Below are 20522 nucleotides of genomic sequence, written 5' to 3'. Positions count from 1 at the left end.
CTCACTCTGGGCCGATGCCACCACGGTTGCGGTGCGGCAGAATTATTGCGCTGTATTACGTCGACGTTACAACACCGAATTTAAAGCTAAAATACCCAATCAATTAAACCGACTCTTACTTGATTGGGGCGCAAATAGGTGGAAACAGCAACATCGACGGGGGCCGTCGTCTGGCTGACCGGTATGTCCGGCGCAGGCAAGTCGACCATTGCGCAAGCGCTAGTCAAACGACTGCAAATGCTGGCAATCCGCTCCACCGTGCTCGACGGCGACGTGTTGCGCACCGGCCTCAATTCCGACTTGGGCTTCAGCGAAACCGACCGCACCGAAAACCTCCGCCGCGTCGCTCACGTGGCGGACTTGTTTTGTCGGGAAGGTTTCATTGCCATTACCGCGACCATCTCGCCAGAACCGGAGCATCGGGACAATGCGCGGCGCATCGTGGGCGACACCCGCTTCGTGGAAGTGTTCATCGATACGCCGTTCGACATCTGCGAGCAGCGCGACCCGAAAGGTCTATACAAGCGCGCGCGCCGCGGCGAGATTGCAAGATTCACCGGCATCGGCTCGGCCTATCACGCCCCCGTAAGGCCCGACCTCGTACTTCGAACGTTGGAATCCTCAATCGACGAGTGCGCGGAACAACTCATCGAGCACCTCACTCAAGAACACCTGCTTCAACGCGGATAGGAATCCAGCATGCATTCGCAGTCTCCAGTCGCCAACGGTACCCACGCCGCCGGCCGCCCCACCTTGGTCATCGTTCTTGGGATGCACCGCAGCGGCACCAGTGTGACGACGCGGCTGATGGAAACCATGGGCGCCAACTTCGGCAACAAGCTTTGGCCGGCCGGCCCGGACAATCCGAAGGGATTCTTCGAAGACAGCGATGTCATTCGACTCAACATCGACCTCATGGAAGCCACGGGTGTGGACTGGCAAGCTCTGCCACCGCCCGACTTCAGCCGCCTGAGCGCCGAAGATCTCGAAGCATTCCAGCAGCGCGCGCTCGATCTGCTGCAGGAAAAGTGCTCGGGCGGCATGCTCGCGCTGAAGGATCCGCGCATCGCACGGCTGCTGCCGTTCTGGCTGCCGGTACTGGATCGCTTCGACGCGCGCGTGCTCTACGTGGTACCGTTCCGGCACCCGCTGAGCGTCGCTAAATCGCTTGAGAAGCGTAATCAGATCCCGCACAGCAAGTCGTTCATGCTCTGGCTGGCACACGTTGTTCCGTCGCTGCTCAGCACGGAGAATCGCACGCGTGCGCTGCTGAATTACGATCGTCTGATGGAAGCGCCGCGCGAGGAGTTGCACAAGCTCGCCGATACGCTGGGGCTCCCGCTGGATCCCGCTCGCGTTCAGACCTTCGAGCAAGACTTCCTCGAGAAGGATCTGCGTCATTCTACGTTTGGTTTCGACGATCTCGAACGTGACCGCGCGGCGCCTGTCGCCATGAACATGCTGTTCCATGCGCTGGTCGCGCTCGCTGAGAGCACCACGCCCGACCACCTCGCGGCCTACAAGACGGCGCTCGCGAACGCCGAAGCCTTGCTGCGTGATGTCGAGCCGATGCTCCAGGACAACTGGAAGCGTGAACTCGATATTCGCGAGTTGTACGAAGTACTAGATGGCTTGCAAAAGCGCGCGGTCGCGCTTGAGCGAGGCGTAGCAGACGCGGCAGTCCGCGAAGCCGAAGTGCGCCAGGCGCTCGAAGAATCGCAGCGCAGGCTGGCTTCGATCTCCGACGAGAAAACGCGTCAGGTCAGGTCGCTCAACGCTTCACATGAAGCGGACGTCACCACGATCCACGATCTGGAAGCGCGCCTTGCGCACTACGAAGCCGAACTCAGCAGCTTGACCTCATCCACGTCGTGGCGCATTACGGCGCCGCTGCGCCGCACACGCCGTTACTTCGGCCGCTAAATGCGCCGCTGAAAGCCACTAACAGGCGATAAAGCGCGCTCGCTGGCTGCTCTGCCGCGAGCGCGCTGATCCGGCACTTTTCAGCCGATCCCCTTCTTGTTCCCTGCTCACGGCAACTGCAACGATTGCAGGCCGTCAACATTGCTCGCACTCGTACCGGCGTCCACTGGCGGCGTCCGACGAATTTGATGCACAATGTCGTCACACCTGCAGCACCCAGCCGCAAGTCACACCGTTCTCGAACACTACCCGAAGCCAGTTGCGCCACGCACGCCTGGCGCGAACACGCCGCCCGACGTTGCAATCCGCCTCCAGCAGGCGCGAGTTGCAGTGCACTGCGCATTTCCGCACTTCCATCCGAACGTTCTGGACAGCATGCCAATTCAGCAGATATCGCATCAGACCCCTGACGAGTTTTCCGCGCAGCGAGCCGAGCGGTCCTCTGCACAGAAGACATTTTTTGTGACGGGCAGTACCGGATTCCTCGGACGCGCGTTAATGGCTCAACTCGTCTCGGAAGGCCACGCCGTACGAACCGCTGTGCATCCCGCGGCTACGCGCGGCAACCGCGACATGCGGGATGCGATTCGACTCGATGCTTCTGTCGACGAATGGCGAGCCGCATTTGAAGGATGCGACGGCGTGTTTCATCTGGCGTGGTCGACGGTGCCGAGTATTGCCAATGCGGATCCGATTGCCGATCTCGATACGAACCTGATGGGCACCGTCCGGCTGCTCGAGGCACTGCGCCACGCGCCGCAGATTCCGCTCGTGTTCGCCTCTTCTGGTGGCACCGTCTATGGCGCGGCCGAAACGCTGCCCGTCGCTGAACATCATCCGTTGCGCCCATTGACGGCCTACGGCGCGTCCAAGGCCGCGGCCGAGCAATACGCCATGCTCTATCGCCGCACGTGGAACGTCGACGCCCGCATCATCCGTCTGAGCAATCCCTTCGGCCCCGGACAGAACACCAACGGCCAGCTCGGCGCAGCCTCCATCTTCGCGGCGCGTGCGCTCAATCATCAGTTGATCGAAATCTGGGGGGACGGTAGCGCGATTCGCGACTACGTCTATATCGACGACGCGGTGGCGGGATTCATGGCCACCATGCTCGCGCCGCGCAGCCGCTTCGGCGCGATCGAACCAATCATCAACATTGGCTCAGGCCGCGGCGTTTCGTTGCGCGAGATCGTGAGTTTCCTCACCCACATTCTCGAACACCCGGTCGAGGTATCGTTCAAGCCCAGTCGGGGATTCGACGTGCCCGCCAGCCTGCTCGACATCAGCCGGGCGCGCAGCCTGTTGGGCTGGGCGCCGACCATCACCTTCGAAGAAGGGATGTCGCGCTACATTGCCTACCTGAAAGAACTGGAGCCCACGCGCGCTCGTCGCTGAGCGCGGTGCAGTGCTCGCTACCCGGTGCATGCCGTCATGGCACGCACCGGGCCCGACGAGCACTTATCGCGTGTAGTCCGGCAAGAAGGTCGTGGCGAAATCGAAGCCCGATTCGAGTGCTGCACACGTGATCAGGCGCTCCATCGCATGGAGGATCGTGCCATCGGTCGGCAGCGGCTCCTCCGGATAGTCGTCGGCAGACAAGCCCAGCGTGAGGAAAGGCCGCAGCGCCTCCGGGCGCGCCCAGAACATCGTCCCGACCGGGAAATCGAGCGTCAGCGGCAACGGAGACTTCAGGCCCATCTTCCCGGCCAGCTGCTTGCCCAACTCCAGGTTCTCCTCCCAGCCGATCAGGTGCGGATCTTCGGGGAACACTAGACCCAGACGCGGATCGCGAGCGAACTCACGCATGATCCGGTCCATCATTGGCGCACTATCGCCGATCAGATGCTGCCAGAGAAACTCCCGCCAACGCTCACCGAAGTCCGACGCCACATTTTCCGTGGTCAGGCTGCGCTTACCGTGCACGTGACCGATGATGTCGTACTGGTCGCCGATCTCGGCTAGCACCAGCAGGAACGGACCGATGTCCCGGCCGCGATTGCCCACCACCTGAACGTCCGCGGGCAAGCCCGAGCGCTCGGTCAGCAGATTGATCTCGGCAGCCTTGTCCTCGGTGTCCGTCGTGAAGATCAACCGGCACGCATGATGGTTGACGGCAACGGCGTCGAGCAGCTCACCCACGAGCTCCGGATAGTAGATGTGCGCATGAAGCGCAACCTTCAGCGCGGTCGCCTTTTCACCCGCAACGGCTTCGTCAGCGCGAATGACCTGATGGGCCCACGGCCCCGCGGGCTTGCCCGCGCGCAGGTAATGTGCGTACGGATCCGTGCGCTCGCCGGACTCGGTCATGTTGGCGCGTGCGTACGTGTAAGGATGAAAACCGGCAGCCGGACGGCGCGTATAGGCACCCGAAACCGGCAGGCTCGCATAGTCGATCTTCGACGCCTGTGCCACGTAGCGGTGCACGGCGCGGGGCAACGGCACCGTCTCGGCCTGCGCCCCCAGAAACAGCGGTGAGTCAAATACTTCGGACTGGAGAATGGTTTGCACGTCAGTAGCCTCGCGCTGCATACCTGCGATCGCCTTGCGTCCAAGCGCATCGACGGAAGCAACATAACGCTGCATGTTGAAGCGCTCTTGCGCGAGTTCCTGAATCGCCTGCCCGAAAGCTTGCAGGCTCGCGCGGTCATTCGCCAGATGAGCGATGATCTCCGCAGCCGCGCCAGCGTCGAGATGTGGCACGACAAGCGCGCGCGTTGCCTGCGAAGCCCCCAGAATTTCTGCCATTCCGCTCGCGTCGGCGAAGCACACGACGGGAATGCCGCGCAATGCCGCATCGATGGAAACATTCGGCAACGGGTCGAGCCGCGAACTGAGGAACAGGACGTCGGCCTGCGCGTAGACGTCTTCCACGTTCTCAACAGCGTCGACGAACGTAAAGCGGTCGCTCACGCCCGAGCGCTCGACCTGCTCTGCCAGATACGACGCGATATCCAGCGTGTCCGAAACCTTGAAGCCGTGGCCGACCCAAACGAAGCGCACATGCGCGTCCGGATGGCGCCCCGTCAGCGATGTCAACGCGCCGACGAAGAGGTCAACGCCCTTGCGCCAATCGACGAACCCCATGCCCACCACGAGCAACGCGTCCTCGGCGCCCGCCGGACGCAGCTTCTCGAGCACGTTGGCCGCCTTGGGTTTCGATGCGTCGGTACGCTTGGGCTGCGCGGACTTGGGCACTTCGGAAGGCCCTTGAGGCAGCACGTTCGTGTGGCGCAACTTGAGCAGCGGATAGTCCGCCTCCGAAGATCGACGCACGATATCCGCAGGGAAGACCACTTCCGCGGCCTGCTCGTAGAGCGTCTGAAGACTGCCGACCGGCTTGGTATAGCCAGAGAACTCGTGGACCAGCGCCACGACCGGAACACCTCGGTCTGCGAGCCCGGGCACCAGCGAACGCGTCTCGACGCTATTGGCGATCACGTAGAGCGGGCGGTAGACGTCGGCGAGCCGCCGGCCGAAGTAAAAGCCGTCAATGGCGTTGAAGAGATCGACTTTCTGAGCGCCCACCACGGCGTCCGCGACACTGGCAAACGATGCATCCAGCGCACCCGGGCGCAGGACGACGGCCACGACGTTGGCGTGCTGCTTGAGGACGCGCGAGATATTCCAGCCGAGAATCGGCGCACCCGTGCGCGACGCCTCATGCACGACGACGAGCACGGTCGGTTTCGCGGGGTCCAACTTATCCACCGGCATCGGGATCGACCCAATGGCGGGCAAACCATAGCGCCCTTCGGCAATGCCCCGCTCGGCAAAGTGCCCCAGACGATTGCCGCCCCACGCCACGATGTCCGGATAGCGTTCGCCGTAATAGCTCGGATCGAATTTGTCCGACGGCATGATGCCGCGCGCTTCGCCATACAGCACGTAATGCAAGGCGGGGTCCATGCCGCTCGCGGTAGCACCACTGCGCGCCGCGTAGCCCGCCGCGTCGAAATACTCGCTATGACTGATAACATGTGCCACGCGCAGGTCTTCAGGGCTTGCCATCACTTGCGCGGTGCGCTGATCGGCCGCTTCCGCGCCGTCACTCTGCTGCGACTGCAGCGCGGCGTGCGCCATGCGCTCCGCGAAAAATCGGCGCTGCGCGTTACGCCACGGCGTGATCGCACGCCATCCAAAGCGCAACAAACCCTGGACGCGACCGCGCACGCCCCGCGGCACCGAGCGGGCCAGCACGCGCAGCGGCGCGCTCGCGCGCCAGCTTATCGAACTGCGCAGCAGCCCGAGTTCGGAACGCGCCTGAGCCAGCGCTGCGGACGCTTCGTGATACGCCCGGGTGATTTCGCGCTCGCGGTCACCGCCCTCGTGCGTCTCGAGCGTGGCGCGCAGATCATCGGCTTCCTGGCGCGCGCGCCGGATTTCGCTGTTCAGCGCCGCCTTTTCCAGACGCAGATCCTCGATCACGCGCTCGAGCCCCCTCGCGTCAACCGTCTCCTGCTTGCGATAGGCTTCCAGTCGAGTCAATTGATCCTCAAGCTCTGCCACATGTGTTTCACTGTTCGAAATCTGATCACGTAGTGTCTGCACTTCCTGCTGCGCGACCACGTGCGACGGCGACTCGACTTCGCCCGATGCGCCGAGCGCGCGGTCCATGCGCTCGAGATTCGCATCGAGCCGTCCCTTCATGCCACCAATCACGTCGCCATACAGCTCGTACGCGGGCTGAAGTTCCGCGCGTACGGCATCCAGTGCCGCCTGAGCAGCCGCATCGTCGGGATTGTCGAGAAGCGCAAGCAGCGCGCTCCAGGCACGGTTGACGAGTTCGCCCATGCGATCGCCAGACGCCAGCGATAGCGCACTGTCGAGCGGCCGCGAGCGCACACCGAGCAGCACCCGCTCCGCTTCGCGCGTAAATCTTTCCGTGTTGACCGCCTGCGGCCATTCGAGCTGATGCGTCGTGGCTTGCAAGCCCGCGCGCCAATCGCTCACGAAGCTGTCGTGGCGAATGAACAGACGGCGCTGCGCGCGCGAAGCCTGCTCGGCGCTCAGGACCGACTCGAGCCAGACCGCTAGCGCGAGCGGCCGCGCAAGCGCGTCGCGCAGCCAGCGCGACGTCACGATATCTTCGGGATGACGCAGCGGAATCAGCGTCACGGTCTCGCACTCGAGACTGTGCGCCGCCGCATACCAGAGCGGCAGTAAGCGCGCGAGGCCCGGATCGTCCACGACGATGTCCTTGCGAGCCTCGACGTCACCGAGCAGCGACTCGACCGCGCGCGAGAACGCCGCGCTCGCCGCAGTCCGTTCAAGACGCTCCGTGGGAATGGGCCACGGATCGTCCCACTCCGAATCGAGCGCAGCAAACAGGTGACGCTGGAAAGCATCGACGTCGCTCGCGAGGCGCGCGTCCGCCGCCTCGTCTGGCACCGACGCGCCACGCGATGCCGCTCCTGCCATCCTCAAGAGTTGTGCGAGTTCCGCGTTCCCGCCGCGCGGCGGTCCCGCGACCAGGATCAGGGTGCGACGGCGTTCCGGTGGGTTCATAAGATCATGCCCAGAATCGTTCTTTGGATGAGGTGTATTCAGGACGTGCACTCCGACACTGCGAAATGGAGATCACGCATGACGTGGCCACGTGCCACGGACCCCAGAAGTATAAATGCTCATGATGGCCTCACTGCAGGTGCACCGTACGCCGACGTGTTGCGCTGACGATCTTTAGCATTTACGCGTCAAGCAAGATCCGGCCGGCAACGCCTCGCCCCGCGCGATGCAAGCCTCCGATGCAACGGACTCGTATGTTATATTTTTTGCCTCTGCTTACGGGTGTCGGCGCGAGTCGCGCCCGGCGCGAACGCCGGCTTTCGCGCCCCCTGCACGCGGGCCGGCAGGTCGACACCGTGCCTGAGGCGAGCCACAAGACATAACTATGACTACCGAAGTATTCCGCTTTCGCGATCCGCTCTCGTTTCCCCGCATTGATACATCAGCACTCGCTGCAGGCGAAGAGGGCGTCTGGGTTGAACCGCCCGGCACGGAGACCACGCGCCTGCGTATTCCGCCGCACTTTCACGATGTCCCCTCGGGCAACAGCATCTTCCCGGACCTGAGCACGCGGCCGCCTGTTGTGTATCCGCCGGCCTTCGCGCTCGCGCGCAACAACGTCACGCTGACCGGCTATCGCACGACGCTCGGCGCGGATGGCACGTTCTGCACGGACGTTTCGTTCGTCGACGAAGCCTCGAAGGTTACGGCCCTCAATCGCCTCGCGTCGACCGACGATTTCCACAACGAATCAACGGGTCTCGTCAGGCGCACCGACATGGAGACCTTCGACTTCGAAATGCGCGATCGCCCGGTTATCGTCCATCACGAAGCGGTTGCCCTGCTCTCCTCGACCGAACCGTCGAACTACGGCTCTTTTTTGTTCCGCGCGCTGCCGAAGCTGAAAACGCTGGAAAACGCGGGGCTGAATCTGCCCATCGTCGCCCCGCTCTATGCCAAGTCGATGATGGATCTGCTGGAGTTGGCCGGGGTCGACGCGTCGCGCGTCATTCCTCACTATGCCAACGCGGTCTACAAATTCGACCGCGCAGTCGTGCTGAATCTGCGGAACAGCCAAGGGTTTCTCGACGACGCTACGCTCGAGTTTTACGCTCAGATGCGTGCGAAGCATGGCGTGCCTTCACAGGGACGGCGGATCTATATCACGCGCAGGAACATGGAACGCGCGTCGATTGCGGCAGGCACACGCCGCATGCGCAACGAGGAGGAGTTAATTCACGCACTCACCGCGCATGGCTTCGAAATCGTCGAACCGTCGAAGCTCAGTGCCGTCGAACAGATTCGCCTGTTCTCTTCCGCGGGCACGGTGGTCGGGCCTTCCGGCTCAGCCATGTTCAACGCCGTGTTCTGCCACCCTGGCACGAAACTCATCGATATAGAGTCCGAACCGCACTGGATTCATGCCCACATGTGCCTGTTCGGTTCACTCGGGCTCGACTACGGCATCTTCGAAGCTAGCGCCGACGACCGTGACTTTAGCGTCGCGCACAAGCCCTTCACGGTCGACGTCGAAATGCTCATGCGGCGCCTGCTCGAGAACGAAACGCGCGACGTCTGAAGGAGACGGCGCGCTCAGGCGCCGTCATCCGGTACGAGGTGTGTGGCGTTAGGGGAGGCCTACGCCGTCACGACGTCTCAACTCACCTTGCGTTCTCCCGAAGTCACACTGTGCAGCTTCGGATTGACCGACGGCTGATACTCCGGCACCCAGCGCCGCAGATCGCGACGCACTTCGTCGTCGCTCGGCACACGATGCTGCATGAGCCACGGCAGCAGTTCGTCGAGCAGGTTATCCGGCACTTCGCGCGCACGCGCGATACGCAGCTTCGGATGCGGCGTGCGCGTCGTGGTCTCGTCGTCGGCGAGCAGTTCTTCGTAGAGCTTCTCGCCGGGACGCAGCCCCGTGAACTCCACGCGAATCTGCTCCTCCGAGTACCCATAAAGACGAATCAGATCGCGCGCAAGATCGACGATCCGCACCGGCTTGCCCATGTCGAGAATGAAAATCTCGCCGCCGTGCCCCATGCTCGACGCCTGCAGCACGAGTTGCGACGCCTCGGGAATCGTCATGAAAAAGCGCGTGATCTCGGGGTGCGTGACCGTCACCGGGCCGCCCTTCGCGATCTGCTGCTGGAACTTCGGAATCACGCTGCCCGCGCTGCCCAGCACGTTGCCAAAGCGCACGGTTTCGAACTGCGTGCGCTCGCTGGTCTGTTGCAAGGCCTGACACGCCATCTCCGCGAGCCGCTTGCTCGCGCCCATCACGTTGGTGGGATTCACGGCCTTGTCGGTCGAGATCAGCACGAAATGGCGCACCTGATGCTTGATCGCCGCACGCGCCACGCGATAGGTGCCAAGCACGTTATTGCGGATCGCCTGCCACGAATTCAGCTCCTCCATCAGCGGCACGTGCTTGTACGCGGCCGCGTGGAAAACGATGTGCGGCGTGTAGCGCGCCATCACCTGGTCGAGCAGCAGAGAATCCTTGGCATCGCCGACGATCGGCACCACCGACAGTCCGGGGAAGCGGTCGCGAAATTCTTCGGTGAGCCGGTACATCGCAAATTCGGAGAGATCGAGCGCGACGAGTTGCGCCGGCGCGAAACGCAGAATCTGGCGGCACAGTTCGGAGCCGATCGAGCCGCCCGCGCCCGTCACCATCACCACGCGGCCGCTCAGGAGCGCTTCCACGTGCGGCGTGTCGATCTTGACCGCGTCGCGGCCGAGCAGATCCTCGAGGTCGATGTTGCGCACCTGCGAGAGGAAGCCGCGACCCGGCGTGAGTTCAGTCAGCGACGGCAGCATCAGCGCCTTGACGCCCGTGCGCACGCATTGCGTGGCGGCGCGCCGCTGCACTTCCGCCGATGCCGAGGGAATCGCGATGATCGCGAATTCGCAGCGCAGTTCGTCGGCCCAGCGCGCGACGTCGCTGATCGGGCCGAGCACCTTGTAGCCGTAGATTTCGCGGCCCTGCTTGGCCGGATCGTCGTCGAGCAGGCCGACGAGACGCCACTCCGCGGAACGCGACAGTTCGCGCGCGAGACTCGCGCCCGCGCCGCCCGCGCCCACCACGATCACGGGCTTGCCCTGGGCGACAAGGCCGCCGTACAGGTAGAACTCCTTGGTCGCGCGATAGAGCGCCCGCGCGCCGCCCATGGCGAAGAACAGCAGCAGCGGCGAAACGATCAGCACCGAGCGCGGAATCATCGGCATCGGCTGCAGCAGGACCGAAGCGATCATGACGATCAGCCCGGCAGAGATGATCGCCTTCGAGATGCGCAGCAGGTCGGGCAGGCTCGCGAACACCCACATGCCCCGGTAGAGCCCGAAGATGCGGAACATGATCGCGTAGATCGGCAGCACCCAGACGAGGGTCTTCACGGCGCCGTGCCAGAACTCGGTCGGCACGGACGCGTTGAAGCGCAGAAGATAGGCCGTCAGCCAGGCGGCGGCGACGGCGCCGACGTCGAACAGAAAGGCGCTGAACGAGAGCCAGGAGGCTTTATTGCGGAGCATCAGCGTCGACCTCAGATTGACTGGTAAGGGACTGGAAACTACGCCAGCGCACGTCGATTGCCGCACCCATCAGAACAAGAACGACAGACCAGCCTGCAACGATCCCCCACTGCTGGGCCGGGGAACGCCCCAGAGCCCACAAAGCAATTATTATGCCCACGCATATTACCAGATACCATGTCAGCGCCGTGACTGCGTGACCGGTACCGAGCCGAACCATCCGTTGATAATAGTGTTCACGGTGCGCCTGCCAAAATTTTTCGCCGCGCAGCAGGCGTCGAATCAGCGTGACAGAGGCATCGCCGATGAAGGGCGCGAAGACCAGCGCCGGGAACCAGATCGGCCACGCGCCGCCACGCCAACCCCAATAGCCTAACGCGCCCGCCAGAAAACCGGTTGGAATTGAGCCGGCATCGCCGAGAAAGATCTTCGCCGGGTGAAAGTTGAAGAACAGGAAGCCCGCCGCTGCACCCGCAACCGCCGCACACGCCCAGCTGAGCGCCGGCATCGGCTGCGGTCCGAAGAACGCCGCCAGCGCGTAGCCGCCGAAGCCGAAGAGCGCCATGCCGCCCGCGAGGCCGTCCGCGCCATCCATGAAATTGTAGAGATTGACCAGCCACAGCAGCAAAAACGCCAGCAGGGCCGCGCACCACCAGGGAATCGGCGCCGGGTAGGCAACGATCAGCGCCAGCACGGCGACAAAGTGGGCGGCGAAGCGCACGCGCGCAGGCAGGCCGCGCCGGTCGTCGATCTGCGACACCGCCGCGAGGAACGCCGCGCCGAGCGCGATCAGCCAGAGCGACGGCGCCACCACCAGGATCGCCACGACGGCGACCGGAATCACGCCCCACCCGCCCACGCGCGGCGTCGGACGCACGTGCAGCGAGCGTTCGTTGGGAATGTCGGTGGCGAGCCGCCAGGCGAGTCCGGTCTTGAGCAGGAACGCGAGGATGACGGCGCACGCCACGGCGCATACCAGCGCGATCGCGACGAGCGTCACGATCGACGAAGAAAACAGCGGCGAATTCATTGCAGGCAACATGGACGTATACGGTCTCCGCTTGATCAGTGCGTCGCACGAAACCAGCGTGCGGTGGCCTCAAGCCCGGCGTCCAGGCTCACGGGCGGATACCAGCCGAGCTGCTCGCGAATGCGCGAGGCGTCGACCTGAAGGCTCGTCGTCAGCCGCTCGATCTGGGCCGCGCGGCCAGCGAGCGCGCCAGCCGCGCGCAGCAGGCGCGGCGGCACGGGCAGCAGGCGCGCAGGCTTGCCGAGGTGGCGTCCCAGCGTGCGCAGCAACTGCGCGACCGACGGATCATCGCCGTCGGTCACGTGGAAGCAGGTGTTGGCGGCACGCGGGTCGGTCGCACAATGCATCAGCGCATCGGCCAGATTATCGGCGTAGACGAGACTGCGGCGCGCATCGACGAGGCCGAGCGGCAACGGGATGCCGCGCGACACTGCGTTCATCATCTGCAGAAAATTGGCTCCAACGCCCGGACCATAGACGAGCGGCGGGCGCACCACCACGATCTCCATGCCGGTTTCATCGCCGAACCGCCAGAGCGCTTCTTCGGCCGCGCGCTTGGAGAGCCCGTAAGGGTCGAGCGGCATGGGCGGCGTGGATTCGGCGAGCGGCACGCCGCCGTCCGTCTCCGCGACGGCCTTGATGCTGCTCACGTACACCATGCGCCGCGCGCCCTTCGCTCGTGCGGCGCGGGCCACGCGCAGCGTGCCGTCGACGTTGGTGGCCGTGAACGCCGCAAGCGGGTCCGGCGATTCGTCGCGCATCACGTGGACGCGTGCGGCCAGATGCACGACGCAATCGGGCGCATAGTCCTGCGGCCACGCTGCGCCCAGGCCCGCAAAGTCCGCCGTGGCGTGGCGCCATTCGCGCACGCCATCGGCGAGATCGACGCCGCTTTGCCGGACCAGCGCGGTGACCTCGTGGCCCGCGCCCGCAAGCGTGCGGCAGAGCGCGCGCCCGACGAAGCCATTTGCCCCCGTCACCAGTACGCTGCTCAAAGCCACTTCCAGCCGAAGCGGTTGTAGAACTTGAACGCCGACGCCGCGAACATGCGGATATGTGCCATGCCCTTGCGGGACGCGCCGCCGCCGTGATGCAACACCCGCACGGCGGGCGTGTAGACCACGCGCGCCACATCGTGCGTGCGCAGGCTCAGGTCGTAGTCCTCGAAATAAAGGAAGTAGCGCGGGTCGAAACCCGCGAGCTTATTCAGCACCTCGGTACGGAACAGCATGAAACAGCCGCTGACGATGGGCGGGTCCCAGAGCGTGTCGCGCTCATTGATCTGCGCGCGCATTTCATAGCGCGCGAGACGCGACTCGAACGGCCGGCGCGCCGCGCGCGGCAGAAAGCCGCGTACGAAGAGATCGACGAGCGTGGGGAACTGGCGGCAGAGGTACTGAAGCTGCCCCGAGTCGTCGACGATGGCGGGGGTCAGGAGTCCGGCTTCTGGATGGACGTCCAGGAACTCCAGCGCGTTGAGCAGCGCCTTGGGCTCGATGTCGATGTCGGGATTCAGGATCAGGTGATAGCGGCTCGACGCCTCTGCAATCGCGAGATTATGGCCGCGGCCGTAGCCCACATTGCCGTGACCGCTGATCACCGTGCTCTCGATGCCCGCCTGGGACAGCGCGGCGAGGTTCGCGCGCATGTCGGGCATGCCGCCGTTGTCGACCAGGAACAGATGGATCGATATCCCGGGTTTGACGCGTGCCAGTTCCGCGCCGGCTTCGGCGAGGCTGTCGAACGTTCTGGCTAGCAATTGCCGGTCGGGATGAAACACGACCACCGATACGGACACCACGCCGTGATTCATGCTGGATACCGCACTCACTGTCATCTGGAAATGCAACGATCTGGCGCGTGGCGCGTCTCGTCAACTTAAACGGGGTCGGTAAAAAATGTCTAGTTTGCTAAAAATGGCGCTTTCCGGCAACCCGCTTTTCCTTTTGTTACGGGGGTCGGAGATTGCCGCGTGGCCGAATGCACACATTGAAAAAGTTGTAAGCCCAAGCGTACGAATAGTACAGTAGCGTCGGCCAAGGCCTGCCCGGGCCTGCGGGGGAACGCGCGGCCACGCAATGCGGGTGAAATCTGCTTGTAAACAAGCGGCGTGGGTACAGCAATTGCCCAACTCAGATAACTTCATTACAACAAGCTTGCCGTGTCAATTTCGAAGTCAAAGAGCCACAACGCCTGGTCACTTCTCGTCCTCCTGCTCGGTGCGCTCACATTCGTCACGACCTGCCTTGGCGTCATCCGGCAATATTCACCCGTTCCGTTCGGCGATCAGTGGGATGGAACGCTCGGCTTCTATATGGAGGCGCTTGAGCATCCGTATACGGCGTTCTTCGGGCTGCACAACGAACATCGGCTGTTTTTCTCGCGTCTGATTTTTTTCGCCGACGTCCGCTATTTTGGGGGCCGCAATGTGCTTGATCTCGCGGCCAATATCGTGCTCGCAGGCTTGCTCGCCTTGCTGATCTATCGGATCGCCATGCGGCACGCCGGGCAGTCGCGTCAAGCGCGGATGATTGCGGCCGGCGCCGCACTCGCATTCTGCTTTTCATGGATGCAGGTCGAAAACTTCAGCTGGGGCTTCCAGAGTCAGTGGTTTGCCGTCTATCTCTTCGGCCTGTGCGCCTTCCACGCGCTGGATCTGAGCGAACTGGCACGTAAGCGCGCCGCGACTACGGTTTCGTCTGCATGGTTCGCGACGTCGATCGGCGCTGCTGTCATGGCGGCGCTATCGATGGCGAGCGGCGTGCTGGTCGCGCCGGTGCTCCTCGTTCAAGCGGTCTATTTGCGCACGACGCGCATGCGTGGCCTGCTGCTCGTGCTCGCCACCTTCGCCATCTGGCTTGCTTATTTCACGAATTGGCAGACGCAGGCGCCGAACGGCGGCCTTCACAATTCGCTGGTGCATCACCCCTTGGGGGTTCTGGCATACGGGCTGCTCTACATCGGGTCGCCCGTCACGTGGTCGGGTTTTGGGGCGAAATCGGGGTTCCTCTGGGGCGCCGTGGTACTGCTGGGGGTCGCATACTCGACGTGGCTGGCGTTGCGTCGCCGTGCGGTGAGCGCATCCGCGCTGCTCGCCATGCCCGTGTTCGTCTGCGGCAACGCGCTCGTCACAGCTGCGGGGCGCGTTGGACTCGGACTTGAAACTGCGACTTCGTCGCGCTACACCACTGCGCCGCTCATCATGACGGCGTCGCTCATCGCATTCCTCTGGCTCAATGAAACGCGCCCCGCGCGGCGCAAAATGATCGCCGGTGTCTTCGCGATCGCACTCACGATCGTCGTCGTTGCACAACGCACCGTCTTCCACTCCGCGCACGGCGCCTTGTATGCGAAACAGGTAGCGGGGCTGGCGCTGCGCGCGCATGTTTATGACGCGGTCTATACGGGAGTGCTGTTTCCCGACGCTGGGGCACTGAAATCGTTAGCCACGCCAGCAGAAGCGATGGGCTTGTCGATTTTTGCACCGGATCAGACCGATTTTTCCGCCCCGCCCTCGACGATCTCCGCCACCGCACACTGCGCCGGAACGATTGACAGCGTGACGGACACCGCCACGCCGGACCGCCTCGCCGCGACCGGCTGGATCTACGACACGCAGGCAAAGCACTATGTCACCTCGATCGTGATTGCGGACATGAACGGCAAGGTGCTCGGAACGGGAATTGCCGGAGCGCGGCGCAACGACCTCAAACCGCTGACCGGCTCTGACAATCGTGAGGGCGGCTGGGTGGGTTTCTTCAAACGCCCCGATGGCGGCACGATTCAGGCATTCGGCGAAATTGAGCCGGGAAAATATTGTGTCGTTGCAGAAAAGAAACAATTGCCGGCCTCTGCCCCCAATCCGTCCGAAACGTCGCATCAGCCTTAGTTCACGGGCCGCGCAGCGACGTCTTGCCCAGCAAATAAAACGGGATAAATGTAACAAAGCTGCAATATACCGTTTATATTTTGCAAAATTACAGGTTGCCCGACGCGCGCGCGATACAGGCATCCATATTGATCAATTAACACGCACAAGTTGCCCACTGGCCAACCGCATGAGCAGCAGACCACTCGTTGTTGACCTTGATGGCACATTGATTCGATCCGACGTTCTGATCGAATCCGGCTTCGCCTACCTGACCTCCGCCCCGCACCGCTTCTATCGCCCGATCCTGTGGCTGCTGCGCGGCGGCAAACCGGCCCTCAAAGCCGGGCTCGCTGAACACACCAACGTCGACGTCACGGTTCTGCCGTACGACCCGCAGGTGCTCGACTGGCTGCGCCAGGAACGCGAGGCGGGCCGTCCTCTCGTGCTAGCCACCGCCAGCCACGAGCGCTACGCGCATGCGATCGCCAACCACCTCGGTCTGTTCGACCAGACCTTCGCGACCGCCGACGGCGTCAACCTCTCCTCACACCGCAAGCGCGACAAGCTGGTCGCGGAGTTCGGCGAGAAGAATTTCGATTACGCCGGCAACTCGCATGACGACGTCGCCGTCTGGCAATCCGCTGCGCGCGCCTATGTCGTCAATCCGTCGAGCGGTGTCGAGCGCGCCGCGCGCAAGATCGGCAACGTCGAGCGCGTGATCGAATCGCGTCCGCCCACGTTCAAGACGTGGAGCAAATCGCTGCGTCTGCATCAGTGGCTGAAGAACCTGCTGATCTTCGTACCGCTGCTCGCCGCGCACAAGTTGGCCAATATCGATCTCGTCTTCGCGTCGCTGCTCGCGTTTCTCGCGTTTGGCCTGTGCGCATCGAGTGTGTATCTGCTCAACGACCTGCTCGATCTCGAGGACGACCGCCATCACCCCACCAAGCGCAAACGCCCGCTCGCCTCGGGCGCGCTGCCGCTCACCTGGGGGATCGGCCTCTTTCCTGTCCTGCTTGTCGGCGCGTTCGCGCTGACGGCGCTGTTCCTGCCATGGCGTTTCGCGATCGTGCTGCTCGGCTACTACGCGCTCACGCTCGCTTATTCGATGTTTTTGAAGCGCCAGGTGATGGTCGACGTCGTCGTGCTGGCGATGCTCTACACCATCCGCATCGTGGCGGGCACGGCGGCCATCGCGGCGCATCTGACGTTCTGGCTGCTCGCGTTCTCGATGTTCATCTTCCTGAGCCTCGCGCTCGTGAAGCGCTACGCCGAACTCTATTCGATGCAGGCGCGCGGCCTCGTCAAGACGCGTGGTCGCGGCTACGTGTCGAGCGATCTGCCGCTGATCTCGTCGCTGGGCACCGCGTCGGGCTATATCTCCGTGCTCGTGCTCGCGATGTATATCCAGGACGGCGCCACCGCGCGCCTCTACCACCACGCGCAGTTCATCTGGCTCGCGTGCCCGCTGCTGCTCTACTGGATCAGCCGCACGTGGATCATCGCGCATCGGGGCCTGATGCACGACGACCCGATCGTGTTCGCCGCGCGCGACCGCGTGAGCCTCGCCGTCGTGCTGCTCTGCGGTCTTGTGTTCTGGGCGGCGACCTGAACGATGAGCACGGTGCTGTCCTGGGGACGTTACCCCGACTATCCGCAAGAAGCCCATGCGCTCGCATGGCGTGACGGCGCGGCCCGCGCGTGGCGCGATCTGCGCGACGCGCACGGCAGCGCGCTCGCCTTTGGCAACGGCCGCAGCTATGGCGACAGTTGTCTCGCGGCTTCCGGGCACGTGCTGCAGACGCTGCCGCTCGACCGCCTGATCGCCGCCGACTGGAGCACGGGCGTGCTGCGCGCCGAGCCGGGCGTGACGCTCGAACAGATTCTCGACGTGGCGATTCCGCGCGGCTGGATGCTACCGGTCACGCCGGGCACCAAATACGCCACGTTGGGCGGCGCGATCGCCAACGATGTCCACGGCAAGAACCATCACGTGCGCGGCACCTTCGGACGCCACGTGCGCCGCTTCGGCCTCGCGCGCAGCGACGGCAGCGTGCTCGACTGCGCGCCCGACCAGCACGCGGAGTTCTATGCGGCCACCATCGGCGGACTCGGGCTCACGGGCCTGATCCTGTGGGCCGAGATCCAGCTGATGCCGATCCGCTCCAGCCAGATCGACGTGACGACACTGCGCTTCGACAATGTCGACGAATTCTTCGCGCTCTCGGAACGTCTCGATCCGCTGCACGAATACAGCGTCGCGTGGGTCGATTGCCAGAGCCGCGGATCGGCGCTCGGGCGCGGCATTTTCATGGTCGGCGATCACGCCGAAGACGGCCCGCTCGAAGTCGACCGGCGCAAGAAGCGCACGGTGCCGATGACGCTGCCGGTCCCCATCTTCAATCCGCTCACATTGCGCGCCTTCAACGGTCTGTACTATCACCGCCAGGCGCGCGGCGAGACCCGTAGCAAAGTCAGCTACGATGCGTACTTTTATCCGCTCGACAGCCTGCTCGAATGGAACCGCATTTACGGGCGGCGCGGGTTTCAGCAGTATCAGTGCGTCGTGCCGCCCGAGGCTGCGCGTGAAGCGACGCGCGAGATTCTCGACGCGATCGCCTCGAGCGGCACCGGTTCATTTCTCGCGGTGCTCAAGCGTTGCGGCGATATTCGCTCGCCGGGGCTGCTGTCGTTTCCGCGCGAAGGCACCTCGCTTGCGCTGGATTTTCCGCAGCGCGACGCGCAGAATGCGCGGCTTTTCGCGCGGCTCGACGCGATCGTCGGCGCTGCACGCGGCCGCCTGTATCCGGCCAAGGACGCGCATATGTCCGGCGCCGATTTTCGGGCGGCTTATCCGCAATGGCAGCAACTGGAAACCCTGCGAGATCCCGCGATGCTGTCGCGGTTCTGGGAACGAACGACTCGAACATGAAGAACATTCTGATCATCGGCGCCACTTCGGCGATCGCCAACGCCTGTGCCCGCCACTGGGCCGCACAGGGCGCGCGTCTTTTCCTCGTCGCCCGCAATGGTGAACGGCTTCAGCAAGTCGCCGACGACCTCGTCGCGCGCGGCGCCAAGCTCGCCGCGTGCTACGAACTCGACGTCAACGACGTCGATCGCCACGCCGCCATGCTCGCGCAATGTCAGGCCGAACTGGGTACGCTCGATATCGTGCTGGTCGCGCCAGGCACCCTGCCCGACCAGGCGCAGTGCCAGGCCGACGCCGCCGTCGCGATCCGCGAATTCACGACCAACGTCACGTCGATCATCGGCCTGCTCACGCCGATCGCGAATCAGATTGAAGCGCAGAAGCGCGGCACGATCGCAGTGATCTCGTCGGTGGCCGGCGACCGCGGACGCCCGTCGAACTATCTCTACGGCAGCGCGAAGGCCGCGCTTTCGGCGTTCTGCGAAGGCCTGAACGCGCGTTTGTTCAAGGCGGGCGCGCATGTCGTGACGATCAAGCCCGGCTTCGTCGCCACGCCGATGACCGCCGGCCTGCCGCTGCCCGGCCCGCTCGTCGCCACACCCGACAAGGTCGCCGCCGATATCACGCGCGCCATCGAGAAGAACAAGGACGTGCTCTACACACCGTGGTTCTGGTCGCTGATCATGCTGATCATCCGGTCGGTGCCGAAGTTTCTGTTCAAGCGGGCGTCGCTGTAAGCGCGGCCCGAAGCAACTCACGAAGCGCATCCACTTATTCGCTATCGCATGAATCAGACTCGCATTCTTCTTCCCGGCGGCGCCGGACTCGTCGGACAGAATCTGGTGGCCCGGCTCAAGGCGCGCGGCTATACCAACATCGTCGTGCTCGACAAGTTCAAGGCGAACCTAGACATCCTGCGCAGCGTGCATCCCGACGTCACAGCGATTTACGCCGACCTCGCCGAACCGGGCGACTGGGCGCAGCACTTCGAAGGCGCGGACGTCGTGGTGATGCTGCAGGCGCAGATTGGCGCACCGACCCGTGACCCGTTCGTGCGCAACAACATCGTGGCGACGCGCCACGTGCTTGACGCCATCAAGCAGCACAATATTCCCTACACGGTGCACATCAGCTCGTCCGTGGTGAACTCCGTGGCAGACGACTGGTACACCGAAACCAAGCGCGAGCAGGAAGAGATCGTGGTCGCCTCGGGCATCGACTGTGTCGTGCTGCGCCCGACGCTGATGTTCGGCTGGTTCGACCGCAAGCACCTTGGCTGGCTCTCGCGCTTCATGCATCGCGTGCCGGTGTTCCCGATTCCGGGCAGCGGCAAGTACATGCGCCAGCCGCTCTACGTGGGCGACTTCTGCAACGTGATCATCAGCAGCATCGAGTCGCGCATCAAGGGCAAGGCATACAACATCAGCGGCCTCGAGCGTGTCGACTACATCGACATCATTCGTCAGATCAAGCGCGCGACGAAGGCACGCTGCGCAATCGTGCGGATTCCTTACGGTCTCTTTTACGTGCTGTTGAAGATCTACGCGCTGTTCGACAAGAACCCGCCGTTCACGGCCGATCAGCTCAAGGCGCTGACGGCCGGCGACGAGTTCGAGGTGATCGACTGGGAAGGCATTTTCGGCATTCGCGCCACGCCGTTCGCCAAGGCCATGGACGAAACGTTCAACGATCCCACCTATAGCCACATCGCCCTGGAGTTCTGA

At 63.7% G+C, this 20522-nt stretch carries 14 protein-coding genes; 9 read left to right on the top strand and 5 right to left on the bottom strand.

What is annotated here, in order from left to right:
• Window positions 1-138: 138 nt before the first annotated feature.
• The 3 genes from cysC (at window position 139) to U4Y88_RS09730 (ending at window position 3318) form a co-directional block, all read left to right on the top strand.
• A complete protein-coding gene (cysC, locus tag U4Y88_RS09740) occupies window positions 139-690 on the top strand; it encodes an adenylyl-sulfate kinase (RefSeq protein ID WP_321783638.1) in 552 nt (183 codons plus the stop codon).
• Window positions 691-699: 9 nt separating this feature from the next.
• Window positions 700-1923 (top strand): hypothetical protein, encoded by a 1224-nt coding sequence (locus tag U4Y88_RS09735; protein WP_321783636.1) that lies wholly within the window; start codon window positions 700-702, stop codon window positions 1921-1923.
• A gap of 375 nt (window positions 1924-2298) precedes the next feature.
• Window positions 2299-3318 (top strand): NAD-dependent epimerase/dehydratase family protein, encoded by a 1020-nt coding sequence (locus U4Y88_RS09730; protein ID WP_321783635.1) that lies wholly within the window; start codon window positions 2299-2301, stop codon window positions 3316-3318.
• 63 nt (window positions 3319-3381) lie between these two features.
• On the opposite strand, the gene U4Y88_RS09725 is transcribed toward U4Y88_RS09730, so the two are convergent.
• On the bottom strand, window positions 3382-7428 hold the full coding sequence (locus U4Y88_RS09725; RefSeq protein WP_321783632.1) for a rhamnan synthesis F family protein: 4047 nt from the start codon (window positions 7426-7428) through the stop codon (window positions 3382-3384).
• Window positions 7429-7813: 385 nt separating this feature from the next.
• Between U4Y88_RS09725 and U4Y88_RS09720 the strand changes: the two genes are divergently transcribed.
• Window positions 7814-9007, top strand: coding sequence for a glycosyltransferase family 61 protein (locus U4Y88_RS09720; RefSeq protein WP_321783630.1), 1194 nt, complete (start codon window positions 7814-7816; stop codon window positions 9005-9007).
• Between the two features lie 77 nt (window positions 9008-9084).
• Here U4Y88_RS09720 and U4Y88_RS09715 read toward each other — a convergent pair whose 3' ends face one another.
• From U4Y88_RS09715 to U4Y88_RS09700, 4 genes are read right to left on the bottom strand one after another with little or no spacing between them, the layout of a single operon-like run.
• The gene (locus U4Y88_RS09715; RefSeq protein ID WP_321783628.1) at window positions 9085-10965 is read right to left on the bottom strand and encodes a nucleoside-diphosphate sugar epimerase/dehydratase; all 1881 of its coding nucleotides are present in this window, start codon (window positions 10963-10965) and stop codon (window positions 9085-9087) included.
• A complete protein-coding gene (locus U4Y88_RS09710; protein ID WP_321783626.1) occupies window positions 10952-11995 on the bottom strand; it encodes a glycosyltransferase family 4 protein in 1044 nt (347 codons plus the stop codon). The genes U4Y88_RS09715 and U4Y88_RS09710 overlap by 14 nt, the downstream gene beginning before the upstream one ends.
• 35 nt (window positions 11996-12030) lie before the next feature.
• Window positions 12031-12990 carry an NAD-dependent epimerase/dehydratase family protein gene (locus U4Y88_RS09705; RefSeq protein WP_321783624.1) on the bottom strand — a complete coding sequence of 320 codons (960 nt, stop codon included), beginning with the start codon at window positions 12988-12990 and terminating at the stop codon, window positions 12031-12033.
• On the bottom strand, window positions 12987-13808 hold the full coding sequence (locus U4Y88_RS09700) for a glycosyltransferase family 2 protein (RefSeq protein WP_321783622.1): 822 nt from the start codon (window positions 13806-13808) through the stop codon (window positions 12987-12989). The genes U4Y88_RS09705 and U4Y88_RS09700 overlap by 4 nt, the downstream gene beginning before the upstream one ends.
• A gap of 348 nt (window positions 13809-14156) precedes the next feature.
• Here U4Y88_RS09700 and U4Y88_RS09695 point away from each other — a divergent pair, with 348 nt between their 5' ends.
• The 5 genes from U4Y88_RS09695 to U4Y88_RS09675 all read left to right on the top strand — a co-directional run bounded on the left by U4Y88_RS09695 (window position 14157) and on the right by U4Y88_RS09675 (window position 20522).
• Window positions 14157-15884: a hypothetical protein gene (locus U4Y88_RS09695; protein ID WP_321783620.1), complete on the top strand. Its 1728-nt coding sequence runs from the start codon at window positions 14157-14159 to the stop codon at window positions 15882-15884.
• A 169-nt stretch (window positions 15885-16053) separates the two neighbouring features.
• Entirely contained in the window at window positions 16054-17478 is a 1425-nt protein-coding gene (locus U4Y88_RS09690; protein WP_321783618.1) for a UbiA family prenyltransferase, read from the top strand.
• Window positions 17479-17481: 3 nt separating this feature from the next.
• Window positions 17482-18798: an FAD-binding oxidoreductase gene (locus tag U4Y88_RS09685; RefSeq protein ID WP_321783617.1), complete on the top strand. Its 1317-nt coding sequence runs from the start codon at window positions 17482-17484 to the stop codon at window positions 18796-18798.
• Entirely contained in the window at window positions 18795-19535 is a 741-nt protein-coding gene (locus tag U4Y88_RS09680) for an SDR family oxidoreductase (RefSeq protein WP_321783615.1), read from the top strand. Before U4Y88_RS09685 ends, U4Y88_RS09680 begins: the two co-directional genes overlap by 4 nt.
• A gap of 48 nt (window positions 19536-19583) precedes the next feature.
• A complete protein-coding gene (locus tag U4Y88_RS09675; protein ID WP_321783613.1) occupies window positions 19584-20522 on the top strand; it encodes an NAD-dependent epimerase/dehydratase family protein in 939 nt (312 codons plus the stop codon).

The organism is Paraburkholderia sp. J94, from assembly GCF_905220285.1.
Classification (GTDB): domain Bacteria; phylum Pseudomonadota; class Gammaproteobacteria; order Burkholderiales; family Burkholderiaceae; genus Paraburkholderia; species Paraburkholderia tropica_A.
The sequence above is the reverse complement of the archived record's forward strand: the minus strand, read 5'-3'. Positions and strand labels throughout refer to the sequence as shown.

Coding starts and splice junctions, on each gene's coding strand:
- U4Y88_RS09715 (WP_321783628.1), bottom strand. CDS start 10,965: ATGCTCCGCAATAAAGCCTCCTGGCTCTCGTTCAGCGCCTTTCTGTTC.
- U4Y88_RS09700 (WP_321783622.1), bottom strand. CDS start 13,808: ATGAATCACGGCGTGGTGTCCGTATCGGTGGTCGTGTTTCATCCCGAC.
- U4Y88_RS09710 (WP_321783626.1), bottom strand. CDS start 11,995: ATGAATTCGCCGCTGTTTTCTTCGTCGATCGTGACGCTCGTCGCGATC.
- U4Y88_RS09680 (WP_321783615.1), top strand. CDS start 18,795: ATGAAGAACATTCTGATCATCGGCGCCACTTCGGCGATCGCCAACGCC.
- U4Y88_RS09685 (WP_321783617.1), top strand. CDS start 17,482: ATGAGCACGGTGCTGTCCTGGGGACGTTACCCCGACTATCCGCAAGAA.
- U4Y88_RS09675 (WP_321783613.1), top strand. CDS start 19,584: ATGAATCAGACTCGCATTCTTCTTCCCGGCGGCGCCGGACTCGTCGGA.
- U4Y88_RS09690 (WP_321783618.1), top strand. CDS start 16,054: ATGAGCAGCAGACCACTCGTTGTTGACCTTGATGGCACATTGATTCGA.
- U4Y88_RS09720 (WP_321783630.1), top strand. CDS start 7,814: ATGACTACCGAAGTATTCCGCTTTCGCGATCCGCTCTCGTTTCCCCGC.
- U4Y88_RS09725 (WP_321783632.1), bottom strand. CDS start 7,428: ATGAACCCACCGGAACGCCGTCGCACCCTGATCCTGGTCGCGGGACCG.
- U4Y88_RS09735 (WP_321783636.1), top strand. CDS start 700: ATGCATTCGCAGTCTCCAGTCGCCAACGGTACCCACGCCGCCGGCCGC.
- U4Y88_RS09730 (WP_321783635.1), top strand. CDS start 2,299: ATGCCAATTCAGCAGATATCGCATCAGACCCCTGACGAGTTTTCCGCG.